This window comes from Parendozoicomonas verongulae, from assembly GCF_009711465.1.
GTDB lineage: Bacteria > Pseudomonadota > Gammaproteobacteria > Pseudomonadales > Endozoicomonadaceae > Sansalvadorimonas > Sansalvadorimonas verongulae.
The window spans coordinates 1-16,998 of the sequence record NZ_SMME01000843.1 but is presented as its reverse complement, the minus strand read 5'-3'; the positions used below and the strand labels follow the sequence as shown (position 1 = coordinate 16,998).

The 16,998-nt window shown below is 47.1% G+C and carries 12 protein-coding genes; 8 read left to right on the top strand and 4 right to left on the bottom strand.

From position 1 onward, the window contains the following. Nucleotides 1-10 precede the first annotated feature (10 nt). Nucleotides 11-1,240: an MFS transporter gene (locus tag E1189_RS13570; protein ID WP_329602032.1), complete on the bottom strand. Its 1,230-nt coding sequence runs from the start codon at nt 1,238-1,240 to the stop codon at nt 11-13. Nucleotides 1,241-1,496: 256 nt separating this feature from the next. Here E1189_RS13570 and E1189_RS13565 point away from each other — a divergent pair, with 256 nt between their 5' ends. Both E1189_RS13565 and E1189_RS13560 read left to right on the top strand, forming a co-directional pair. Further along, complete coding sequence (locus E1189_RS13565; protein WP_155160868.1) at nt 1,497-2,042, top strand: YaeQ family protein; 546 nt, start codon at nt 1,497-1,499, stop codon at nt 2,040-2,042. Nucleotides 2,043-2,209: 167 nt separating this feature from the next. Beyond that, nucleotides 2,210-3,223 carry an adenosine kinase gene (locus E1189_RS13560; protein ID WP_155160867.1) on the top strand — a complete coding sequence of 338 codons (1,014 nt, stop codon included), beginning with the start codon at nt 2,210-2,212 and terminating at the stop codon, nt 3,221-3,223. 395 nt (nt 3,224-3,618) lie between these two features. On the opposite strand, the gene E1189_RS13555 is transcribed toward E1189_RS13560, so the two are convergent. Then, the gene (locus tag E1189_RS13555; RefSeq protein ID WP_155160866.1) at nt 3,619-4,503 is read right to left on the bottom strand and encodes a hypothetical protein; all 885 of its coding nucleotides are present in this window, start codon (nt 4,501-4,503) and stop codon (nt 3,619-3,621) included. Between the two features lie 221 nt (nt 4,504-4,724). Here E1189_RS13555 and E1189_RS13550 point away from each other — a divergent pair, with 221 nt between their 5' ends. Both E1189_RS13550 and E1189_RS13545 read left to right on the top strand, forming a co-directional pair. Beyond that, nucleotides 4,725-6,917 carry a cytochrome P450 family protein gene (locus E1189_RS13550; RefSeq protein WP_155160865.1) on the top strand — a complete coding sequence of 731 codons (2,193 nt, stop codon included), beginning with the start codon at nt 4,725-4,727 and terminating at the stop codon, nt 6,915-6,917. Nucleotides 6,918-7,379: 462 nt separating this feature from the next. Continuing rightward, complete coding sequence (locus tag E1189_RS13545; RefSeq protein ID WP_155160864.1) at nt 7,380-9,377, top strand: cytochrome P450; 1,998 nt, start codon at nt 7,380-7,382, stop codon at nt 9,375-9,377. Here E1189_RS13545 and E1189_RS13540 read toward each other — a convergent pair. Next, entirely contained in the window at nt 9,372-10,112 is a 741-nt protein-coding gene (locus E1189_RS13540; RefSeq protein WP_155160863.1) for a TrmB family transcriptional regulator, read from the bottom strand. The genes E1189_RS13545 and E1189_RS13540 overlap by 6 nt on opposite strands. 352 nt (nt 10,113-10,464) lie before the next feature. Here E1189_RS13540 and glmU point away from each other — a divergent pair, with 352 nt between their 5' ends. Next, nucleotides 10,465-11,832: a bifunctional UDP-N-acetylglucosamine diphosphorylase/glucosamine-1-phosphate N-acetyltransferase GlmU gene (gene glmU, locus E1189_RS13535; RefSeq protein ID WP_155160862.1), complete on the top strand. Its 1,368-nt coding sequence runs from the start codon at nt 10,465-10,467 to the stop codon at nt 11,830-11,832. 28 nt (nt 11,833-11,860) lie between these two features. Then, nucleotides 11,861-13,690, top strand: coding sequence for a glutamine--fructose-6-phosphate transaminase (isomerizing) (gene glmS / locus E1189_RS13530; protein ID WP_155160861.1), 1,830 nt, complete (start codon nt 11,861-11,863; stop codon nt 13,688-13,690). An 11-nt stretch (nt 13,691-13,701) separates the two neighbouring features. Here the strand turns inward: glmS and E1189_RS13525 are convergent, their stop codons facing one another. Beyond that, the gene (locus E1189_RS13525) at nt 13,702-15,429 is read right to left on the bottom strand and encodes a sensor domain-containing diguanylate cyclase (RefSeq protein ID WP_196221422.1); all 1,728 of its coding nucleotides are present in this window, start codon (nt 15,427-15,429) and stop codon (nt 13,702-13,704) included. A gap of 213 nt (nt 15,430-15,642) precedes the next feature. Here E1189_RS13525 and E1189_RS13520 point away from each other — a divergent pair, with 213 nt between their 5' ends. Then, nucleotides 15,643-16,260 (top strand): TetR/AcrR family transcriptional regulator, encoded by a 618-nt coding sequence (locus tag E1189_RS13520; RefSeq protein WP_155160859.1) that lies wholly within the window; start codon nt 15,643-15,645, stop codon nt 16,258-16,260. A 121-nt stretch (nt 16,261-16,381) separates the two neighbouring features. Next, a complete protein-coding gene (locus E1189_RS13515; protein WP_155160858.1) occupies nt 16,382-16,672 on the top strand; it encodes a putative quinol monooxygenase in 291 nt (96 codons plus the stop codon). Nucleotides 16,673-16,998 lie beyond the last annotated feature (326 nt).

Here is a 16,998-nt window from a genome sequence, read left to right as displayed (position 1 = left end):
GGGTGAGATATCAGGCCGCTGCAGATTTGAGTGCGGAGTATTCACGAGAAACAGGTCTTGCATCAATAGGTAGATGCAAAACAGCAGAGACCAGAGCCAGTGCTACAGATATCCACCAAACAGGCATGTAAGTGCCATAGGCATCGTAAACAATACCGCCAAACCAGGCACCCAGGAAGCTGCCAATCTGATGGCTGAAGAACACCAGACCATACAACGTAGACATGTAGCGAGCCCCAAAAATCTGGCGAATGAGGCCAGATGTCAGAGGCACTGTACCCAGCCAGCAAAAGCCAATCGCTCCACCAAAGAATGAGGCTGAGCTGGTCGTTACGGGCAGAGTAATAAAGGCAAGAATCACCAGAGCACGGGCCGTGTACAGCGCTGTCATGACATAACGTTTGTCGTATTTATCACCCATCGCGCCCCAGAAGAAGGAGCCGAAAATGTTGAAAATTCCCACATAAGACAGTGCCATGGCTGTGCTGGAGGCTGGCAAATTTTTGTCTGCCAGGAAACTGGGCAGGTGAGTGGCAATAAACATTACATGGAAACCACACACAAAGAATCCCAGCAGAATCAGCCAGTAACCTTTGTGGTGGAAAGCTTCGGTGATGGCTTCATGGAGAGTTTGTTCATTGTCTGTACTGGCTGCAGCAGCGGTTTGTGCAGATGTTTTTGGGGTGCGCATAAATATCGCACCGGCCACCATAACGGAGCAGATGGCGGCAAAAATCTGCATAGCCGTCTGCCAGTCGAAATTAGACAGTAGAGCTTGTGCTCCGGGAATAACGACGAACATGCCAAAAGAACCTGCCGCGGTGGTCAGACCAAAGGCTTTGGTTGTGTGCTCAGAGGGAACGGCTTTGGCAACAGCTCCGAGAACGATTACGTAACTGGTGGCACTCAATCCCAAGCCCACCAGAGTACCCAGGCTGAGGTAAATCCACTGAGGCTGTGTTGTGATGGATGTCAGATAGAGGCCGGCAGCATAGGCGATGGCGCCAATCACAATAATACGCCACGCACCCCAACGATCAGCTGCCATACCAATAAATGGCTGGAAGACACCAAACAACAGGTTTTGCAGAGCGATAGCCAGACTGAAAAACTCACGACCCGTTCCAAAGGTTTCTGAGATAGGCATCATAAAAATGCCGAAGGACTGACGAATACCCAGACTAACAATCAGAACGGTAATACCCATCCATACAAGAAGCGGAAAGCGAAAAATACTCACAATGAAAAGAGGCCGGATTAAATATAAGAAGTGATCGCGAGGGTAGGTTGAGTTGAAAAGTTAAACAATTGAGATATATTCACACAAGCCCCGCATAAGTACGCACACTGTTTACGTTTAAACCTTCTCAGCCTTCATTCAACAGGAGTGTGTAAATACCCTGTATTCCAGGTTTACCTGTCGGATTCCTTGCTAGTGCCATTCCCTTCATAGGCTTAGAATACCGAGCTTTAAGACCCAGCTACAGGCGGAAGATATGGCGCTTAAGGCCACAATATTCAAAGCAGAACTCCAAATAGCCGATATGGATCGCGGTTATTACCAAACACATTCCGTTACAACAGCCCGTCACCCCTCAGAAAATGACGAGCGTATGATGGTGCGCATGCTTGCATTTGCCCTGAATGCTTCCGATGACCTCCAGTTTACCCGTGGCCTGAGCGCCGATGATGAAGCCGATATTTGGGAAAAAGATCTGGTTGGTGGTGTAAAAACCTGGATAGAAGTTGGTTTGCCAGACGAGCGTCGTATGCGCAAAGCCTGTAATCAGGCTGAGCGGGTATTTATCTACGCCTACGGTGATCGTGCAGCACCTGTGTGGAGAGATCAAAATAAGGCAGTCTTCCGTCGGTTTGATAACCTGACGGTGTTCTTCCTTCCCGAAGAGCAGGTTACGGCCATGGCGGAACATACGGAACGTACCATGAACCTGCAATGCACCATTCAGGATAAGCAGGTGATGTTCAGTAGTGACCGTGGTGTTGTTGATGTTCACCCTGAGTTGTGGGTTGGCAAAGATTAGGTACTTTCACTTTTCTGGTTTTATGAGAGAAGAATTAAGGCATCTGTTGTGTTAAATTTGATCGTTTGGCCTCGGGAAAACTCCCGGCCTTTTGAACAACTGAAGCTGATAAGCTACAGGGGTAGGGTCTGATTTAGCATGACCGGATTACCCCTCTGATCTCGTTTATGCAGAAACACGATACGAAAAACTACCATATCTACGGTATTGGCGCAGCACTGGTTGATACAGAGATTGAGGTTGATGATGCCTTTCTTGAAGAAAATGGTGTGCAAAAAGGCATGATGACGCTGGTTGATACCAGTCGCCGTAATGAGCTGATAACTGCACTGGAAAACCACTTGGTGTATTCCAGCCGTGCATGTGGGGGATCTGGTGGTAACAGCGCCATTGCTGCCAGCTACTTCGGTAGTCGTGTTTTTTACTCTGGCCGTGTTGCTGATGATGACAATGGTCAGTTTTATATCGAGGACATGAAAAGGGCGGGTGTTACCACCTGTCAGCAACACAATAATCAAGGTATTACCGGTAAGTGTCTTGTTCTGGTGACACCTGATGCTGAGCGTTCCATGAACACCTTTCTGGGCATAAGCGAAACGTTTTCTGTTCAGGAGCTGGATAAAGAGGCCATCAAGGCGTCAGAGTATCTCTATATTGAAGGTTATCTGGTTACATCCGACTGCTGTCGTGCAGCTGCTGTTGAAGCCCATCGTATTGCTACAGCGAGTGGTGTTAAAACTTCTCTAAGCCTGTCCGATCCAGGAATGGTTCAATTCTTCCGTGAAGGCTTGGAAGAGATGATCGGTGATGGTGTTGATCTGCTGTTTTGTAACAAGAATGAGGCACTGAAGTGGGCACAAACCGATGACCTTGATGCAGCTATCGAATCCCTGAAAAAAATTACCAAAACCTTTGCCGTTACCCTTGGCAAGCGCGGTGCACTGGTTTTTGATGGCTCCGAGCTGATTAAGATTGATCCTTATCCTGTTGATAAGGTCGTAGATACCAACGGTGCAGGCGACATGTTTGCTGGCGCTTTCCTTCATGGCTTAACAGCTGGACATGGATTCAAAAAGGCGGGTGAGCTGGCCAGTATGGCATCAGCTTATATTGTATCTTCTTACGGGCCACGACTGGCGCCAGAAAAGTACGAAGAGATTCTGAAAACCGTGATCAAATGATTGCGGTTTGGGTACTTAATACTTGATTGATGTAGTGAGATATACGAGCTCGATATCCTTACCAAGCTCACTGATCCATGTTCCCTGTACGAGATCATCCAGATCTTAGTCATTCCATAACTTGTGCTGCAAATCCTGTGCAACAAATTCCAGTTATTCCTTTCGAGAATATGCAGCTGCCTTCCTGGCCTCCATTTGTCGTATCCTGCAACAAGTCTGCGAAGTTAGGTTATGTGTTTTTGTGTTTACAAATAAGTCGTTATGACCACTGTCGTTTGTGGGGTATTTCTTACAACAGTTCACGTTTGTTTGTTTTTTAAAAGGTTGACCACTACTTTGCGGTGCACTTTCCTCTCTCAAAGTGGTGAGGTTCTCCCTTATTGCTCTTCTGCATTTTATTTCCCTAAGTCTTCGATGGTTTCTTCATCCAAAGCAACCTCAACACTCTCGATATCTACTATAGGGGCTGACAAGGCATTTCTGGCTAGCCATTCACAGACAAGGGGGTTCTCAGCCTGGAATGATTCTGGTGAAAAAGACTTCCACTTTTTAATGGGCTCTGGTAAATCTGTCTCAAACACTCCCATTTCATCCGCTGGGACGAATTGCACGGCCTTATCAACCATGGAGAGAAGACGCTCCAGAATAGTAGGGAGTTGTCCGCTGAGTGCTACTTGTGCCATGACCAGATAAGCTGCGCAGTCGTCGCCGTCATCATCCTCAAAGCCAAGACCATTGGCTTGAAGTTGGGCAATCGCTGTTTTTAGAGATTCCAGTTCGTCTTTTGATGTTTGATCTTGAGCTCTCTGTGCATTCTTTTTGAGCTGTATGATATGAGCTTCCGTGACAAGCCTCAGGCTTTCAAGGAAGTAGTCATCAATGTTTAAACCGGAACTTGAAATTTCTGCTGTCGTCTCTTTGGGGAAGTCATTTGGGTTCAGGTTGTCGAGATCCAGACCGTTGCCAGCAATCACAACTTTAAAGTTGTTGTCAGACATAAAGCGCACAAGCTCGGGTTTGTCTGCTTGACCGGCGCCGCTTTGATCGAGAATTTTGGTAAGAGTATCAACAGTACGATGAAGAGTTTCAGGTTTAGTCCTCTCATTGCCAAAAACCGGAATACCAAACACTGTGTCTTTCATCTTCAAAGACTGCTTCATTTCATCTTCTGCTTTACTGGGGCTTTGGAAGTACTCCTGGAAGGTTGTCAGCTTCCTGTCTGCCACCTCAGAGACAGCCTCAATAGCTGGGATATCAGCCTGAACTATAGATATTGACATGGAAAAAATGGCCGCAGCCGAGAAAGATAGCGTAGGTCTGTAAATCATAAACATGGTTTGGCTCCGCACCTGGCACAATAGTTAGGTAGGTTAGACGATGGTTCAGAAAGGGGTAGGAGGTTTGAACGTTCTTTTGTGATTTTTTGTAGTACTAAGGTATTGAAGGTTTTTTTCTGACGTCTAATCTTGTGGCGGCCTTATTAAAAGTAGAGAAGGTTGTTATGAAGCCAGAAGCAGTCATCCAGACGTTTGTAATCATCACTGCTTTTGCTTTGGTTTTTCCTCCTGCTTTTGGAGCTTCTGAAGGTGAAGGGAAAGATTCCGCTCACCGGCCTTTTATGAAGGTTGACCCCTCCGGTTACTCTGGTTCAGTGATAGGTTCTTTACAACCCCCTCAGGGAAAAGCCTTGAACTATGTAAGTCATAAAAAAATCAGGGAGGGGACAACTATTTTTGATATGCCGATATTGCCTGCTGGAGACCATCATACAATAAGAGCACTTGCAAAAGCGTCTCCAGATGTCGGGGTGCAGGACTTGTTGGAACATATGACGCAGTCAGCTGAAAGTCCTGTTGTTAAAATGAATATATTTCCTGAAGGCTTTAAGGGGTATACGACCTCAATGTTTCTCCAGCCGTTCTCTGCTGAAGGCTGGTTTGGAGGTTTATATAGCTGGAATGTTATCAAGGACTCCCTCTGGGCCTTTCACCCATCTATATCAAAAGCGATGATGCAGCATGAATTTGGCAGGCACTTAAAAAAGGAAGATCTTTTTTACCCCTTAAGGATGGTGTTAGGAGAGGAGGCACTACTCTCATCGGAGCCTGAAGGAGGCCATGCAGCTCGTAAAGTGGTTTTTAGAACCAGTTTAAGCCCATCAAAGCTTGAGAAGATGACTCAAGCGACCATGAGTATGGCAGATACTTTTATTGATACATGGATAAGTACTGACAGGGAGTTGTCCAAGGTTGGAGAAACAGCTTTTGGGTATTTGGTGCCACTTGTGGGTTTTGATGTTTTTGGGTTGGATTTAAGGCCTGAAAGTCATGAACATGATCCTGATAAGAAAGAGATTTATAAACAAAAGCTTGATGAGATTAAATCTGTGTTATCAGGCATTATCCCTAGTGTTTTTGCAGTGGGTTTTGACCCAGTGTTTTATTATGTTCCTGATGTTCTGAAGGCTTTGTACCTCAATACGTATTACCCTGTACTTGGAGAGAAAGGAGAGCAGCTAAAAGAATTTATTCGATGGGCTGTTGACGAAGCCAGGCGGGAAGGGGTTTTGCGTAAGGTTGTAAGGGAATACGAGGAAGAGGGTAAAAAGAGAGGGGGTGGCGCTGCAGGTGAGGAATATGGCGGTCATGTTATTGGTGGCGTAAAAGGCGGTAATATGATCAGGGAAATTCATCGGTTTCGGGCAAGAAAACAATTTATCGAAGAGTTTGAAGACGAAGTCTACACTTCGATGTTAATTTCAACCATGAGTATTGATGATGGAAGACCTGCAAAGGTAAAAAAACAAGAGGCCAGAAAGAGTTATATAGATGAAAAAATGCGGAGTCTTGATCTTGAGACTGTTACGTTAGAGGATAGTGATCTTTGGGATGCCTCCAATCCTTTTGTGGCAGGAACAGATAAAGGAGCTAATTTTTTTACGATAGTTAATACTAAATTGGCTCAAGATAAGCAGCTGAAAGCTATGATCTTTCAAGATATTAGAAAGCTTATAGAGGAAGCAAAGTATGATGATGAGGAGTATCGCTTCAGGGAAGGTGACGACCTTGAAAGGCATGTGTGGAATCCAGAGTCTTTTCGACGAGGAAATCTCCCTGCACTGGAAGGTTTTGTCGAAAGTCTCCTTTTAGAATTACCGTCTGTTCCTATTATTGCAAGACGCGTAGCTGCCGATTGCTACATGCATTTCAAAGAGGCTCCTGATCAGGTAGGAGATACGCCCGAAGACGGGCAACCCTTGTATCGACTTCATCTTCGAAAGGGACAGACTGTTGCATTCCCCACTGTCAAGCTCAACCCTTACCCCGGCAATACAAATCGGTTTATGCCGCAAGGGTGGAATGATGAAGATGTATCGAAAAGGCGTCGTAAAATTCAGACTTTTTTGAGTGGTAGTGGGAATGAATGCCCCGGACAGTTTTTTGCGAGAGATACGCTTATTAAGTTTGTGTTTAGACTGTTTACTCGAGGTTACGATATCGAGCTGCTTGAGGATGTTGAGGGATTTGACCTCCAGTACAAGGGTGCATCGATTGTAACAGCAAATATTAAACTTAAAATTGTGGACTCCGGTGAAGAGCTTTATACAAATCAATTTCCAACAGAAGATGAAATTGTAAAGTATCAACGAAAGAAAAAAGAAGCTAAAGAAAAGAAGCATGTGCATAAGAAGTAGAGCTGGATTCAAGCAATAAGTGCAATCGACTGCCCAGTGTAAACTCCGAGAGGTGTCCGCCTGCCCAGGACTTTTCTCGATATGGTGTTAACCAGCATTCGTGTTGGTTGAGGACACCCGTTTTAGCCGCTGAATCATGGGGTCAGCCACAGCGTCTGCTTGTTTTGTGTCAGTTTTTCCGGTGAGGGTTACACGGCTCTTGCGGTCAACCAGTGTAACCAGGTGGACGTTACATCTATAGACGGTGTCTCCCTCCCAGTTACCAAGACGGGCAAGATCTTTATACAACGTCCCGCCCAGAGCCTTGTTAGCGTCTATGCGCTTGTAAACAGTCGTGTAGCTGATGGTGTTGTAGGAGGTTTGAGCGTTCTTTTGTAAGTTTTTGTACTACCAAAGTGTGGAAGGTTTTCATTAGGCGTCTAATCTTTGTGCGCCACCAGTGAAGCGAGAGGTATCGTGTTTATGAGAAAAGGAGATTTTCAGAAATTATTTATTTCAATAGTTTTGGTTTTAAATTTCTCCCCCGTTTTTGCGGCCATGGAGGGAGCTGAGAAGACGGAGCGGTTCACCACGCCTGCAGGTTCACTCACTGATAACGGCCGACCACATAGTATGGGGTTAGTTTCAGTAAATGGCTCTGCCCAGCCGGAGTTGCAAGTTAAAGCTCATTCTTCTGGCTGGGTTTTGGGCAATGGAAGGTCGGGCGCAGCAAGCAAGTTTGGTGATACGATAGATGGAGCTGTAGAAGGGAAGCAGAAGAAAAGGTATGAAAGAATATTTACCCCTGTAAAGGAGCAAGATATTCCTGAAGGGGCAATTGTTACAACCCTGAAAGTTCAGCCATCTGGCGATCCGGAATTTATACAGGGTGCTTTTAAGGCGGCTCCCAAAATAGGGGTTCGTCCTCTTGTTGAACACATGAAAGAGGAAGCACGTGATCGTGTTTGCTCCATGAACTCACTGGATGGTTGTACTGGAAAAACTCTCAGTCCTTTTAGCAGAGACTCTTATTGGTACTTCTTTAACTACCTCAAAGATACCTTGTGGGTATGGGATCCAGATATATCTGCAGCTCTCATGAAGGATCATTTTGGCCGAGAACTCCATAAAGAATATATTTTTTATGCGTTGAAGAATATTTTGGGACCACTTTCTCTATTTGGTAGTGATGCCAGCGAAACCCATAAAGAGAAAAGAGCTGAGTTTAAGTCAGGGCTTGGTTCAGAGGCTTTGGGAAAGCTAATGGCAATGGTTGATGGCTATGCAAAGAATGCAGTGATCTCTCTTTTAAATAAGAGAGATATAAGAGAAATGAGAGAGGAGGGTGGCAGCTATTTAATGGCCACTATTATCAGTATCGTTTTCGGCTTTGATATTAGAGAGTATCCTGAAAAATATGAGGAAATCAGGGGGCATTTTAGGGGAATAGTAGAGCCCTCGCTCAGTATACCACTTGATGATACGTTTCAAATGATGCCGTGGTTTTTGAAATATTCCTATGTCAGGATGTTTTATCCATCACTGTTTGCGAAATCCACAGAGATGAGGAAGGATGTAGACTGGTTGGTTGAAAAAGCTAAAGAAAAAGGGGTTCTCGATATAGATGACAGCAACCCGGAGGCTCCTTATGAAGGTAAGTATCTGAGATCTATATACAAGAGAAGAGGGGGAGTGCTTACAGATGAGGATCGGTCTGATTTGTTAAACCCAACAATTGCAGGCTCAGATACCGGTTCTATTTTCATACATGCGACTTTTGCTGAGTTAGCGAGAAATGAGGTCTTGCAACAAGAATTGAGAGAGGAGGTTTTTGGTCTTCTTGAGGAAGATGGGGTCTCTCCGGAAGATTATGGTGAACATGTGTGGACGCCTGCACAGTTAAATAAAAAGAGGCTGCCAAAGTTCTTCCTTTTTGTAGAGGAGGTTCTGATGAAATTCCCACCTGTACCATTTGACTCTCGTAAGGTAAAAGAAAATTTTTCTCTCTATATGAAAGATAATAGGGCTGATGGAGAATTTTACATCCGCTTAGATTTGAAAGCAGGAGAAACTATAATTTTCCCTATTTATTATCTAAACCCTCATCTTCAAAACGATAATAAATACTTTCCAGAAGAGATGTTGAAGCTTGATCTTGAAGAAAGGGTCAAGCATGTACAGACTTTCGCGAACCCCAGTATGCACCACCAGTGTCCAGGTCAGCATTTTGCTCGCTTATCTGTGTCGGAGCTACTGATCAATATGTTGACATCCGGACATACCCTTAGCCTATCCCCGGCATTGGAAAAATTTAATCTCTCCTTTGTTGGAACAACAGCTATTGATAATGATGTGACAATTGTAGTCGGGGACAGGGTGGAAGAAATGGCACAAAAAATAGCAGATCTCCGTTTGGAGGTAATACCTCCAGCAGCTTCGGCTCATGGTGGAGGTACAGAAATACATACCCACGAGCTATAGGAACCCCCAAAGCGTATCAAAAACAATCTTCTGTGAGCGAGCGATATCCGCAGACTCCATCACAGTAGCAACGGGGTAGTTCTCCGAGGCCATGGAAATCATGGCTACTTTGGGCGGGTAGATGGCAATGTAACTGGCATCTACCGGCCCATCGGTTTTCAGCCATTTTCGTTCTGAGTACTCCGCCTCTTCGCCACCTTCCCCAAGGGCTATCACCCGCACTTTAATCTTCTGGCGAACTCTCTGCAGGGTGTAGTTAGGGAAAGGGCGATACAGGTGATGTCGAATACTCTTAGTGGAGAATACGCAGTATTCCCTGTCAGGCTGTTTGCTGACAGTGGCGAGAATATCTTTGAGGACAAACTCTATCCCGTCGTCCCCCTCATAAAATCGCACGTTTCCCGCAGAAAAGTCCGGTTTCAGGTGGTGAAGGCCGGGAATAATATCTGTTTTCAGGGAATCGATTGTTTGCTCAAGGGCTGCCTTTTTTTCCTCTGCGAGAAGTAAAAGTTTGTCGGGGTCTTCTGCCCGAAACACCCGCCTGCTGCCCTTTGGGGCATAGCTGATTACCCCTCGAGCCGCCATTTGTTTCAGGGCTTCATAGGTTGTTCCCCGGTTGATACCGGTGTGGCTGGCAATATCCCGGATAGAAGAGGGGCCAAGCTGGAAGAGGGCCAGGTACAGGCGGATTTCACGCTCCGACATGCCCAACTGTTGCAGAGTATTCAGATTCATGGCCTGACACTTTAATCAACAATCCCAAGGAGTAAAGAAAGTTTGTCAAAAAATTTATGACAAAGAGGGTTGTTTGGAAAAAAAATAAGTCTAAATTGCACGTTAGTTTTTATTGTTGTCAGTAATACAGTGACATCTAGAGAACACTCCAGATCCTCACTGTGATGTATACGGCTCTGCACTGGATGTTTTCCATTGCCTAAACTCGCTCTGTTAAGGGCACCGCAGTTAGCAATGGAAAGCGGCCTGTGCCGAGCTTTTTTGTTTTCAGTTTTTTTGAATATCAGTGCTCCCGGCCAGCTTTACAGGTATAAGTTACAGGCGTAAGCAGGGGAGCCGCACGGAACCCGATATGACTACGAATGTAATTATTCTGGCTGCCGGACAAGGCAGCCGGATGAAGTCCTCCCTCCCCAAAGTACTTCATCCCATTGGTGGGCGCTCTATGCTTGAGCATGTGATTGGTGCTGCTGAACAGGCTCTGGGTGATCAAAACAATATCCATGTTGTCATTGGACATGGGGCCGATCAGGTGCGTGAGCGTTTGTCCCATAAGCAGGTGAACTGGGTTGAACAGATCGAACAGCTGGGTACCGGCCATGCAGTTATGCAGGCTGCGCCAGCATGTACAGGTGCAAATGTTGCTCTGGTAGTTTATGGCGATGTTCCCATGATTCGCTCCAGCACACTACAGTCTCTGGTTTCTGCCTGTGATGGAAAAAACCTTGCCCTGCTGACTGTTGATCTGGCGAACCCCAGTGGTTACGGGCGCATTGTTCGTGATACCCAGGGCGCGATTCAGGCCATTGTAGAAGACAAGGATGCATCCCCCGAGCAGAAAGCTATCACTGAAACCAATACCGGTATTATGGCGATTCCCGGTTCCCGTATGGCGGAGTGGCTGGGCAATCTGAACAACAACAATGCACAGGGTGAATACTACCTGACCGACATTGTTGCTATGGCTGTTGAAGAAGGCACCCCCGTTGTCAGCGCCCGTCCCGGCAGTGAGATGGAGGTGCAGGGCGTGAATAATCGCATGCAGCAGGCTCAGCTGGAGCGTCAACTGCAACTGAGGCAGGCTGAACAGCTGATGGTAGACGGTGTCACTCTGTTAGACCCTGCCCGCATTGATGTTCGTGGCAAACTCACCACAGGCAATGATGTGGTAATCGACATCAACTGCGTTTTTGAAGGGGAAGTGGAACTGGGTGATGGCGTTCAGATTGGCGCCAATTGCCATATCAAAAATGCTGTGATCGGTGCTGGCACTATCATCAAATCCAGCACCATTATCGAAGATTCTGCCGTTGGTGAAGGCTGTGACATCGGCCCCGTTGCACGACTGCGTCCGGGTACCCGCCTAGAGAGCAAAGCGAAGATTGGCAACTTCGTAGAAACCAAGAAGGCTCATATCGGAGAAGGCAGCAAGGTGAACCACCTCAGCTACATTGGTGACGCTGAAGTGGGTGAAGGCGTAAACGTAGGCGCAGGCACAATTACCTGTAACTACGACGGCGCAAACAAATTCAAAACCACCATCGCAGATGGCGCGTTTATCGGATCAAACTCTGCGCTTGTTGCTCCTGTTTCAGTTGGGAAGGATGCTGTTGTTGGTGCAGGCTCAACTGTAACGTCTGATGTGCCTGAGGGTCACCTAGGCGTTGCCCGTGGTCGGCAGCGCAACATCCCGAGCTGGCAGAAGCCAGTAAAGAAGTAACCCGTTTTTCAAGTTCAGGATTAACAAAATGTGTGGAATTGTTGGTGCAGTAGCGCAAAGGGATGTTGCAGTTATTCTGGTGGAAGGCTTGAAGCGTCTGGAGTATCGCGGTTACGACTCTGCTGGTCTGGCTGTAATTGATAAAGAAGGCGTAATGGGTCGCCTCCGTCGTACAGGTAAGGTGCGTGAGCTGGAAGACGCTCTGGACAAGGAGCCTGTTCAGGGCGGAACTGGTATTGCTCACACCCGCTGGGCTACCCACGGTGAACCTTCCGAGCGTAATGCACACCCCCACGTTTCCGGTGACATTGCCGTTGTGCACAACGGCATCATCGAGAACCATGAGGAGCTGCGCGCACAACTGAAAGAGCTGGGTTATACCTTCGAGTCCGATACCGATACTGAAGTGATTGCCCATCTGATCAACCACGAACGTAAGAGTTCTGAAACTCTGCTGGAAGCCCTGCAGAAAACTGTTGCCCAACTGGATGGCGCTTATGGCACCGTTATCGTTGATCGCCGCGAGCCAAACCATATGGTGGTGGCACGCTCCGGCAGCCCACTGGTGATTGGGCAGGGCATTGGCGAAAACTATGTGGGTTCCGACCAGTTGGCACTGCTGCCTGTGACTCACCGTTTCCAATATCTGGAAGAAGGCGACGTTGCCGACATTACCCGTGAAAAAGTGTCCATCTTTGATACAGAGGGTAACCCTGTAGAGCGCGAACTGGTGGATTGTGATATTGATCACGAATCCACAGATAAAGGCCAGTATCGCCACTACATGCTTAAGGAAATCTTTGAGCAGCCAGAGTCTGTGTCTAACACTCTGGAAGGTCGCCTGAGTGAGAATCACGTTTCTGTTGAAGCGTTTGGCCACAACGCCCGTGAGATTTTTGAGAACACCAAAGCGGTGCAGCTGATTGCCTGCGGCACCAGTTACAACGCCGGGATGGTTGCCCGTAACTGGTTTGAGGATATGGGTATCCCTTGTCGTGTAGAGATAGCTTCTGAGTTCCGCTACCGCAAAGCGTTTGTGCCTGACGGTTGCCTGTTTGTAACTATCTCCCAGTCCGGTGAAACTGCTGACACTCTGGCTGCGCTGCGCCTGGCCAAAGAGCAGGGCTTCAAGCACAGCCTGACGGTTTGCAACGTGCCGGGTTCTTCCATGGTGCGTGAGTCCGATATGGCCTTTATGACTCGCGCTGGTGCAGAAATCGGCGTAGCGTCCACCAAAGCGTTCACTACTCAGCTGACCTCTTTGCTCATGTTGGTGACAGCTGTTGCCCGCTGCCGCAACCTGCTGAGCGAGGACGTAGAAGCCAGCATTGTGAACGATCTGCGTAATCTGCCAACAGCCATCAGCGATGTGCTTAAGCAAAAAGAAGCGATTACTGAAATGTCGGAAGACTTTGCCGACAAGCACCACAGTCTGTTCCTCGGCCGTGGCACTATGTACCCCATCGCTATGGAAGGTGCACTGAAGCTAAAGGAAATCTCTTACATTCACGCAGAAGCCTACGCTGCAGGCGAACTCAAACATGGCCCACTGGCACTGATTGATAGCGATATGCCTGTGGTTGTGGTTGCACCTAACAACGAGCTACTGGAAAAACTGAAATCCAACATGGAAGAAGTGCGCGCTCGTGGTGGCCAGCTGTATGTGTTCGCTGACCCTCGTGCACGTCTGGTAGCTGGTGAAGGTGTGAAGGTGATTACAGTGACGGAAGTGAACGACTGGATTGCTCCAATCATCTACACCCTGCCTCTACAGCTGCTGTCGTACGACGTTGCTCTGATAAAGGGGACAGATGTGGATCAACCTCGCAATCTTGCTAAGAGCGTGACAGTGGAGTAATCACTAAAACCTTAACTTTGGCAGGGGGGATTTGTCCCCTCGCCATGGTTAACAATCACCTGATTGCGCCCCTGTTCCTTGGCTTCATACAGGGCGTTATCAGCGTCCTTCAGCAGAATCTCAGCACTCATTTCAACGTGAGTCCGGGTGGCGACCCCCATGGAAATGGTAATATTTCCAAGGGACTGGCCATTAAACTGCATACCTTGACCGGCAATGCGTGATACCAGTATTTGCCCCAGCTCTGCTGCATCCTCAAGAGTCGTATCTGGGCACACTATGCAGATTTCTTCGCCACCATATCGGCAGACAAGGTCAGTTTCTCGAGTGGCCTGCTTCAGTTCCATAGATACCTGCTTGAGAACATAATCCCCTGCATCATGGCCAAAGGTATCGTTAAAGCGTTTAAAGTGGTCCAGGTCGATCATCATGACCGACAGAGGAGCATGTTGTGTATCAGCGTCATAAATCCGTTGTTCCAGGAAGCTCATCATATGGCGTCTGTTGAACAGGCCTGTTAATGGGTCTCGGATAGCCTGCTGTCTCAGGTCTTCACGGAGCCTCATGTTTGCGAGGGCCAGGCCAATCTGTTCTGCCATGGCTTCCGCTTTTGAGGAGCAGTCCTCGAGGTTTTGCTGGCTTGTAAAGTTCAGGTGCAAAACCCCAAGGGTTTCACCTTGTGCGACCAGTGGGATACAGGATTGGAATACATCGTTTTCTTTGGCGCTGTGAGCACAGCGTATTTCCAAACCATCCTCATAGCTGTTGTGGGTGTGACCTTTAAGAAGAGACCAGCACTCACTGGGTTCGAAGTGCTCACTGCCTCTCCACTGTTCTCCCCATTGGGTAAGAAGATCAAGGCGGTTTCTGGATGATTTTATCAGTGTGATTGCGCCGCCGGTACATCCGGGTAAAAGATGATGGGCTATCGGGTGAACAACATTGGCGGCTCCCTCAACGGTTGTACAGGCGGACATTAAACTTCCCAGGCGCTGCATAAGGCTGAGCTCATGGGTGCGCTCTTTCACAACACCTTCAAGGGCGGAGCGCTCATTCGAAGATTGTTTCCTCAGGATTTTGCTGAAGAATATGGTGATGATAATCACGACAATTACACCCAGCACGCTGATTCCAGCGACCCAGAGCCAAATGAAAAGCATTTGCTGCTCCAGAATATTCAGGGGCAGGGCTGTGCGGATAATAAATAGACCACCCTCTGTTTGTATCGATGTTGCCTCAGAGCTGCCTTTGTCTTCCTTGTGGGGGTTTGCTTTTTTGTTATGGCTGGTTTTTTCAATAACCTGGGTTTTTACTTTCTGTGCGAAATAGAGCAGGTCATACCCGAGAGTGTTGCTAAATCGTTGAGATAATCCTTTTCCAGAACTGAGGGCTTCTCGCACCTCCGGACGGTCTATATGGTTTTCAAGCTGTTTCAGGTTATGTTTGGGAACTTTGGAGTCTCCCAGCACAGTGCCCTGACTATCGATGATTGTGATACGGACACCAGAGCTGCTGCCAATATCCGTGGCAAGTATATCCAGATCAAAATGATCTTCCCCATGTATCTCAAAATCATCTCGCAGGATTTTTGACGTAACCTCTGCTATCTGGCTCAGCTTGACCTTGTAGCTCTTCAGTAAAATATTCTGAAAGTGGAATGTGAGGAGGGACAGGCTGGCCGTTAAAACAGCTGTCATTAAAATGGCAGGTACAACGAGTATCCCTGATTTACGCAACATAAAGAACATCCTGTTACTTCGATGTTGTTTTTATTTGGTGTCGTCCCCTGGAGCCGGGCAAAAACAGCAAAAGCGAGACTGTAATTATCGTAGGAAATACTTACCTGTGAGTGACAATGTTTTGGTGCTTGTCAGCTTTTGTCAGGCTTGCAGTTATGTAATAGTCGTTATTAAATGTGCGCAATTCTCTTTATTCTGTGATTTTAAAATTCTATGACGCAAAAGAAAAAAGTGGGGCGCCCCAGAAGCTTTGATGTGGATGCCGCTCTTGTTGCTGCAACCCATGTATTCTGGGAAAAGGGCTATGATGGTGCATCCATGAAGGATCTCACCGAAGCAATGGGTATTAACAGCCCCAGCCTGTACTCCGTGTTTGGTGATAAAAAAAGCCTCTACATCAAGGCGATTGAGCGGTATCTGGCTAATGACTCCTGCGCCCCTATGGATGCCTTTGAGTCGGAAGATAACATTGAGAAAGCAGTGCGAGCATTTATGGAGGCGGTACTGGAATACGCAACTCAGCAGCCGGAGGGTCTCCGTGGCTGTTTTATGGCTAACTGTGTGTCGACGACAGTAGGCACAGTTGGTGGCACAAAAGAGCTGCTGCAAGAGGCGATACTCTCCGCAGATGAAAGGCTGGCTGCTCGCTTTGATGTAGAAAAGGAGAAAGGCCACCTGCCAGAAAATTTCCCTTCCAAAGAACGGGCAAGGTTGATGTTCGATTTGCGACAGGGTCTTGTGCTCAGAGCCAGAGCGGGTATTTCTCGAGAATCCATGGAGGCTGATCTGGATATTCGTGTATGTTTGATTTTACAGACGGTGGCTTCATAGCAGTCTGAAAGCCACCCTTATCTCTGGCTATTTTGGATAATTATTCCAAAGTCGTTTGGTTTTTCTTGAAGAATGTAGCGTCTACTATTCCTCCATCAATGACCAATGTCTGGATACCCAAATGACTCAACTTACTATCGTCGCCAATATTATTGCGAAAGCCGACAAAGTTAACCTGGTAAGATCAGAACTGGAAAAACTGATTATTCCAACCCGTGCTGAAGAAGGATGTATTGACTACGATCTGCACCAGGATAATGAGAACCCTTCCCACTTCATGTTCTATGAAAACTGGGCGACCCGTGAACTCTGGCGTGCACATATAGATGTCCAGCACCTCAAGGATTATCTGGTGGCTGTTGAGGGGGCTGTGGAATCTTTTGTTGTGAACGAAATGACTCATATTGGCTAACAAACTCAAGCGATATCACTAATAATGCTGAGCAAGCGCTCAGGGAAGCGGCTCTCCCCCAGGCTTTGATTGTGTCCATCACACTTTCCTTCCGAGGGATGCTTCCCCTCTCAGGTTTTGCCTACTAATCTTCTGCCTTGAATTCAGGTCAGAATGCACTTGGGTTTTATTTTGTATTGACTGTTATAAAAGCCTTGACGCGAATAGATACAAGGAGTTTAATAACGATCATTACATAACCTGTGATGCCCGGACATCAGCGCATAAGCCTGCAGACCGAACACGGCATCACCGCAGACTTTAAAGTTTGAGAGTGAAAGATATGA

Excerpts from the sequence above, each read along its gene's own strand:
- E1189_RS13540 (WP_155160863.1), bottom strand. The coding sequence starts at position 10,112 with ATGAATCTGAATACTCTGCAACAGTTGGGCATGTCGGAGCGTGAAATC.
- E1189_RS13550 (WP_155160865.1), top strand. The coding sequence starts at position 4,725 with ATGAAGCCAGAAGCAGTCATCCAGACGTTTGTAATCATCACTGCTTTT.
- E1189_RS13565 (WP_155160868.1), top strand. The coding sequence starts at position 1,497 with ATGGCGCTTAAGGCCACAATATTCAAAGCAGAACTCCAAATAGCCGAT.
- E1189_RS13520 (WP_155160859.1), top strand. The coding sequence starts at position 15,643 with ATGACGCAAAAGAAAAAAGTGGGGCGCCCCAGAAGCTTTGATGTGGAT.
- E1189_RS13555 (WP_155160866.1), bottom strand. The coding sequence starts at position 4,503 with ATGTCAATATCTATAGTTCAGGCTGATATCCCAGCTATTGAGGCTGTC.
- glmU (WP_155160862.1), top strand. The coding sequence starts at position 10,465 with ATGACTACGAATGTAATTATTCTGGCTGCCGGACAAGGCAGCCGGATG.
- E1189_RS13545 (WP_155160864.1), top strand. The coding sequence starts at position 7,380 with ATGAGAAAAGGAGATTTTCAGAAATTATTTATTTCAATAGTTTTGGTT.
- E1189_RS13560 (WP_155160867.1), top strand. The coding sequence starts at position 2,210 with ATGCAGAAACACGATACGAAAAACTACCATATCTACGGTATTGGCGCA.
- glmS (WP_155160861.1), top strand. The coding sequence starts at position 11,861 with ATGTGTGGAATTGTTGGTGCAGTAGCGCAAAGGGATGTTGCAGTTATT.
- E1189_RS13515 (WP_155160858.1), top strand. The coding sequence starts at position 16,382 with ATGACTCAACTTACTATCGTCGCCAATATTATTGCGAAAGCCGACAAA.
- E1189_RS13525 (WP_196221422.1), bottom strand. The coding sequence starts at position 15,429 with ATGTTGCGTAAATCAGGGATACTCGTTGTACCTGCCATTTTAATGACA.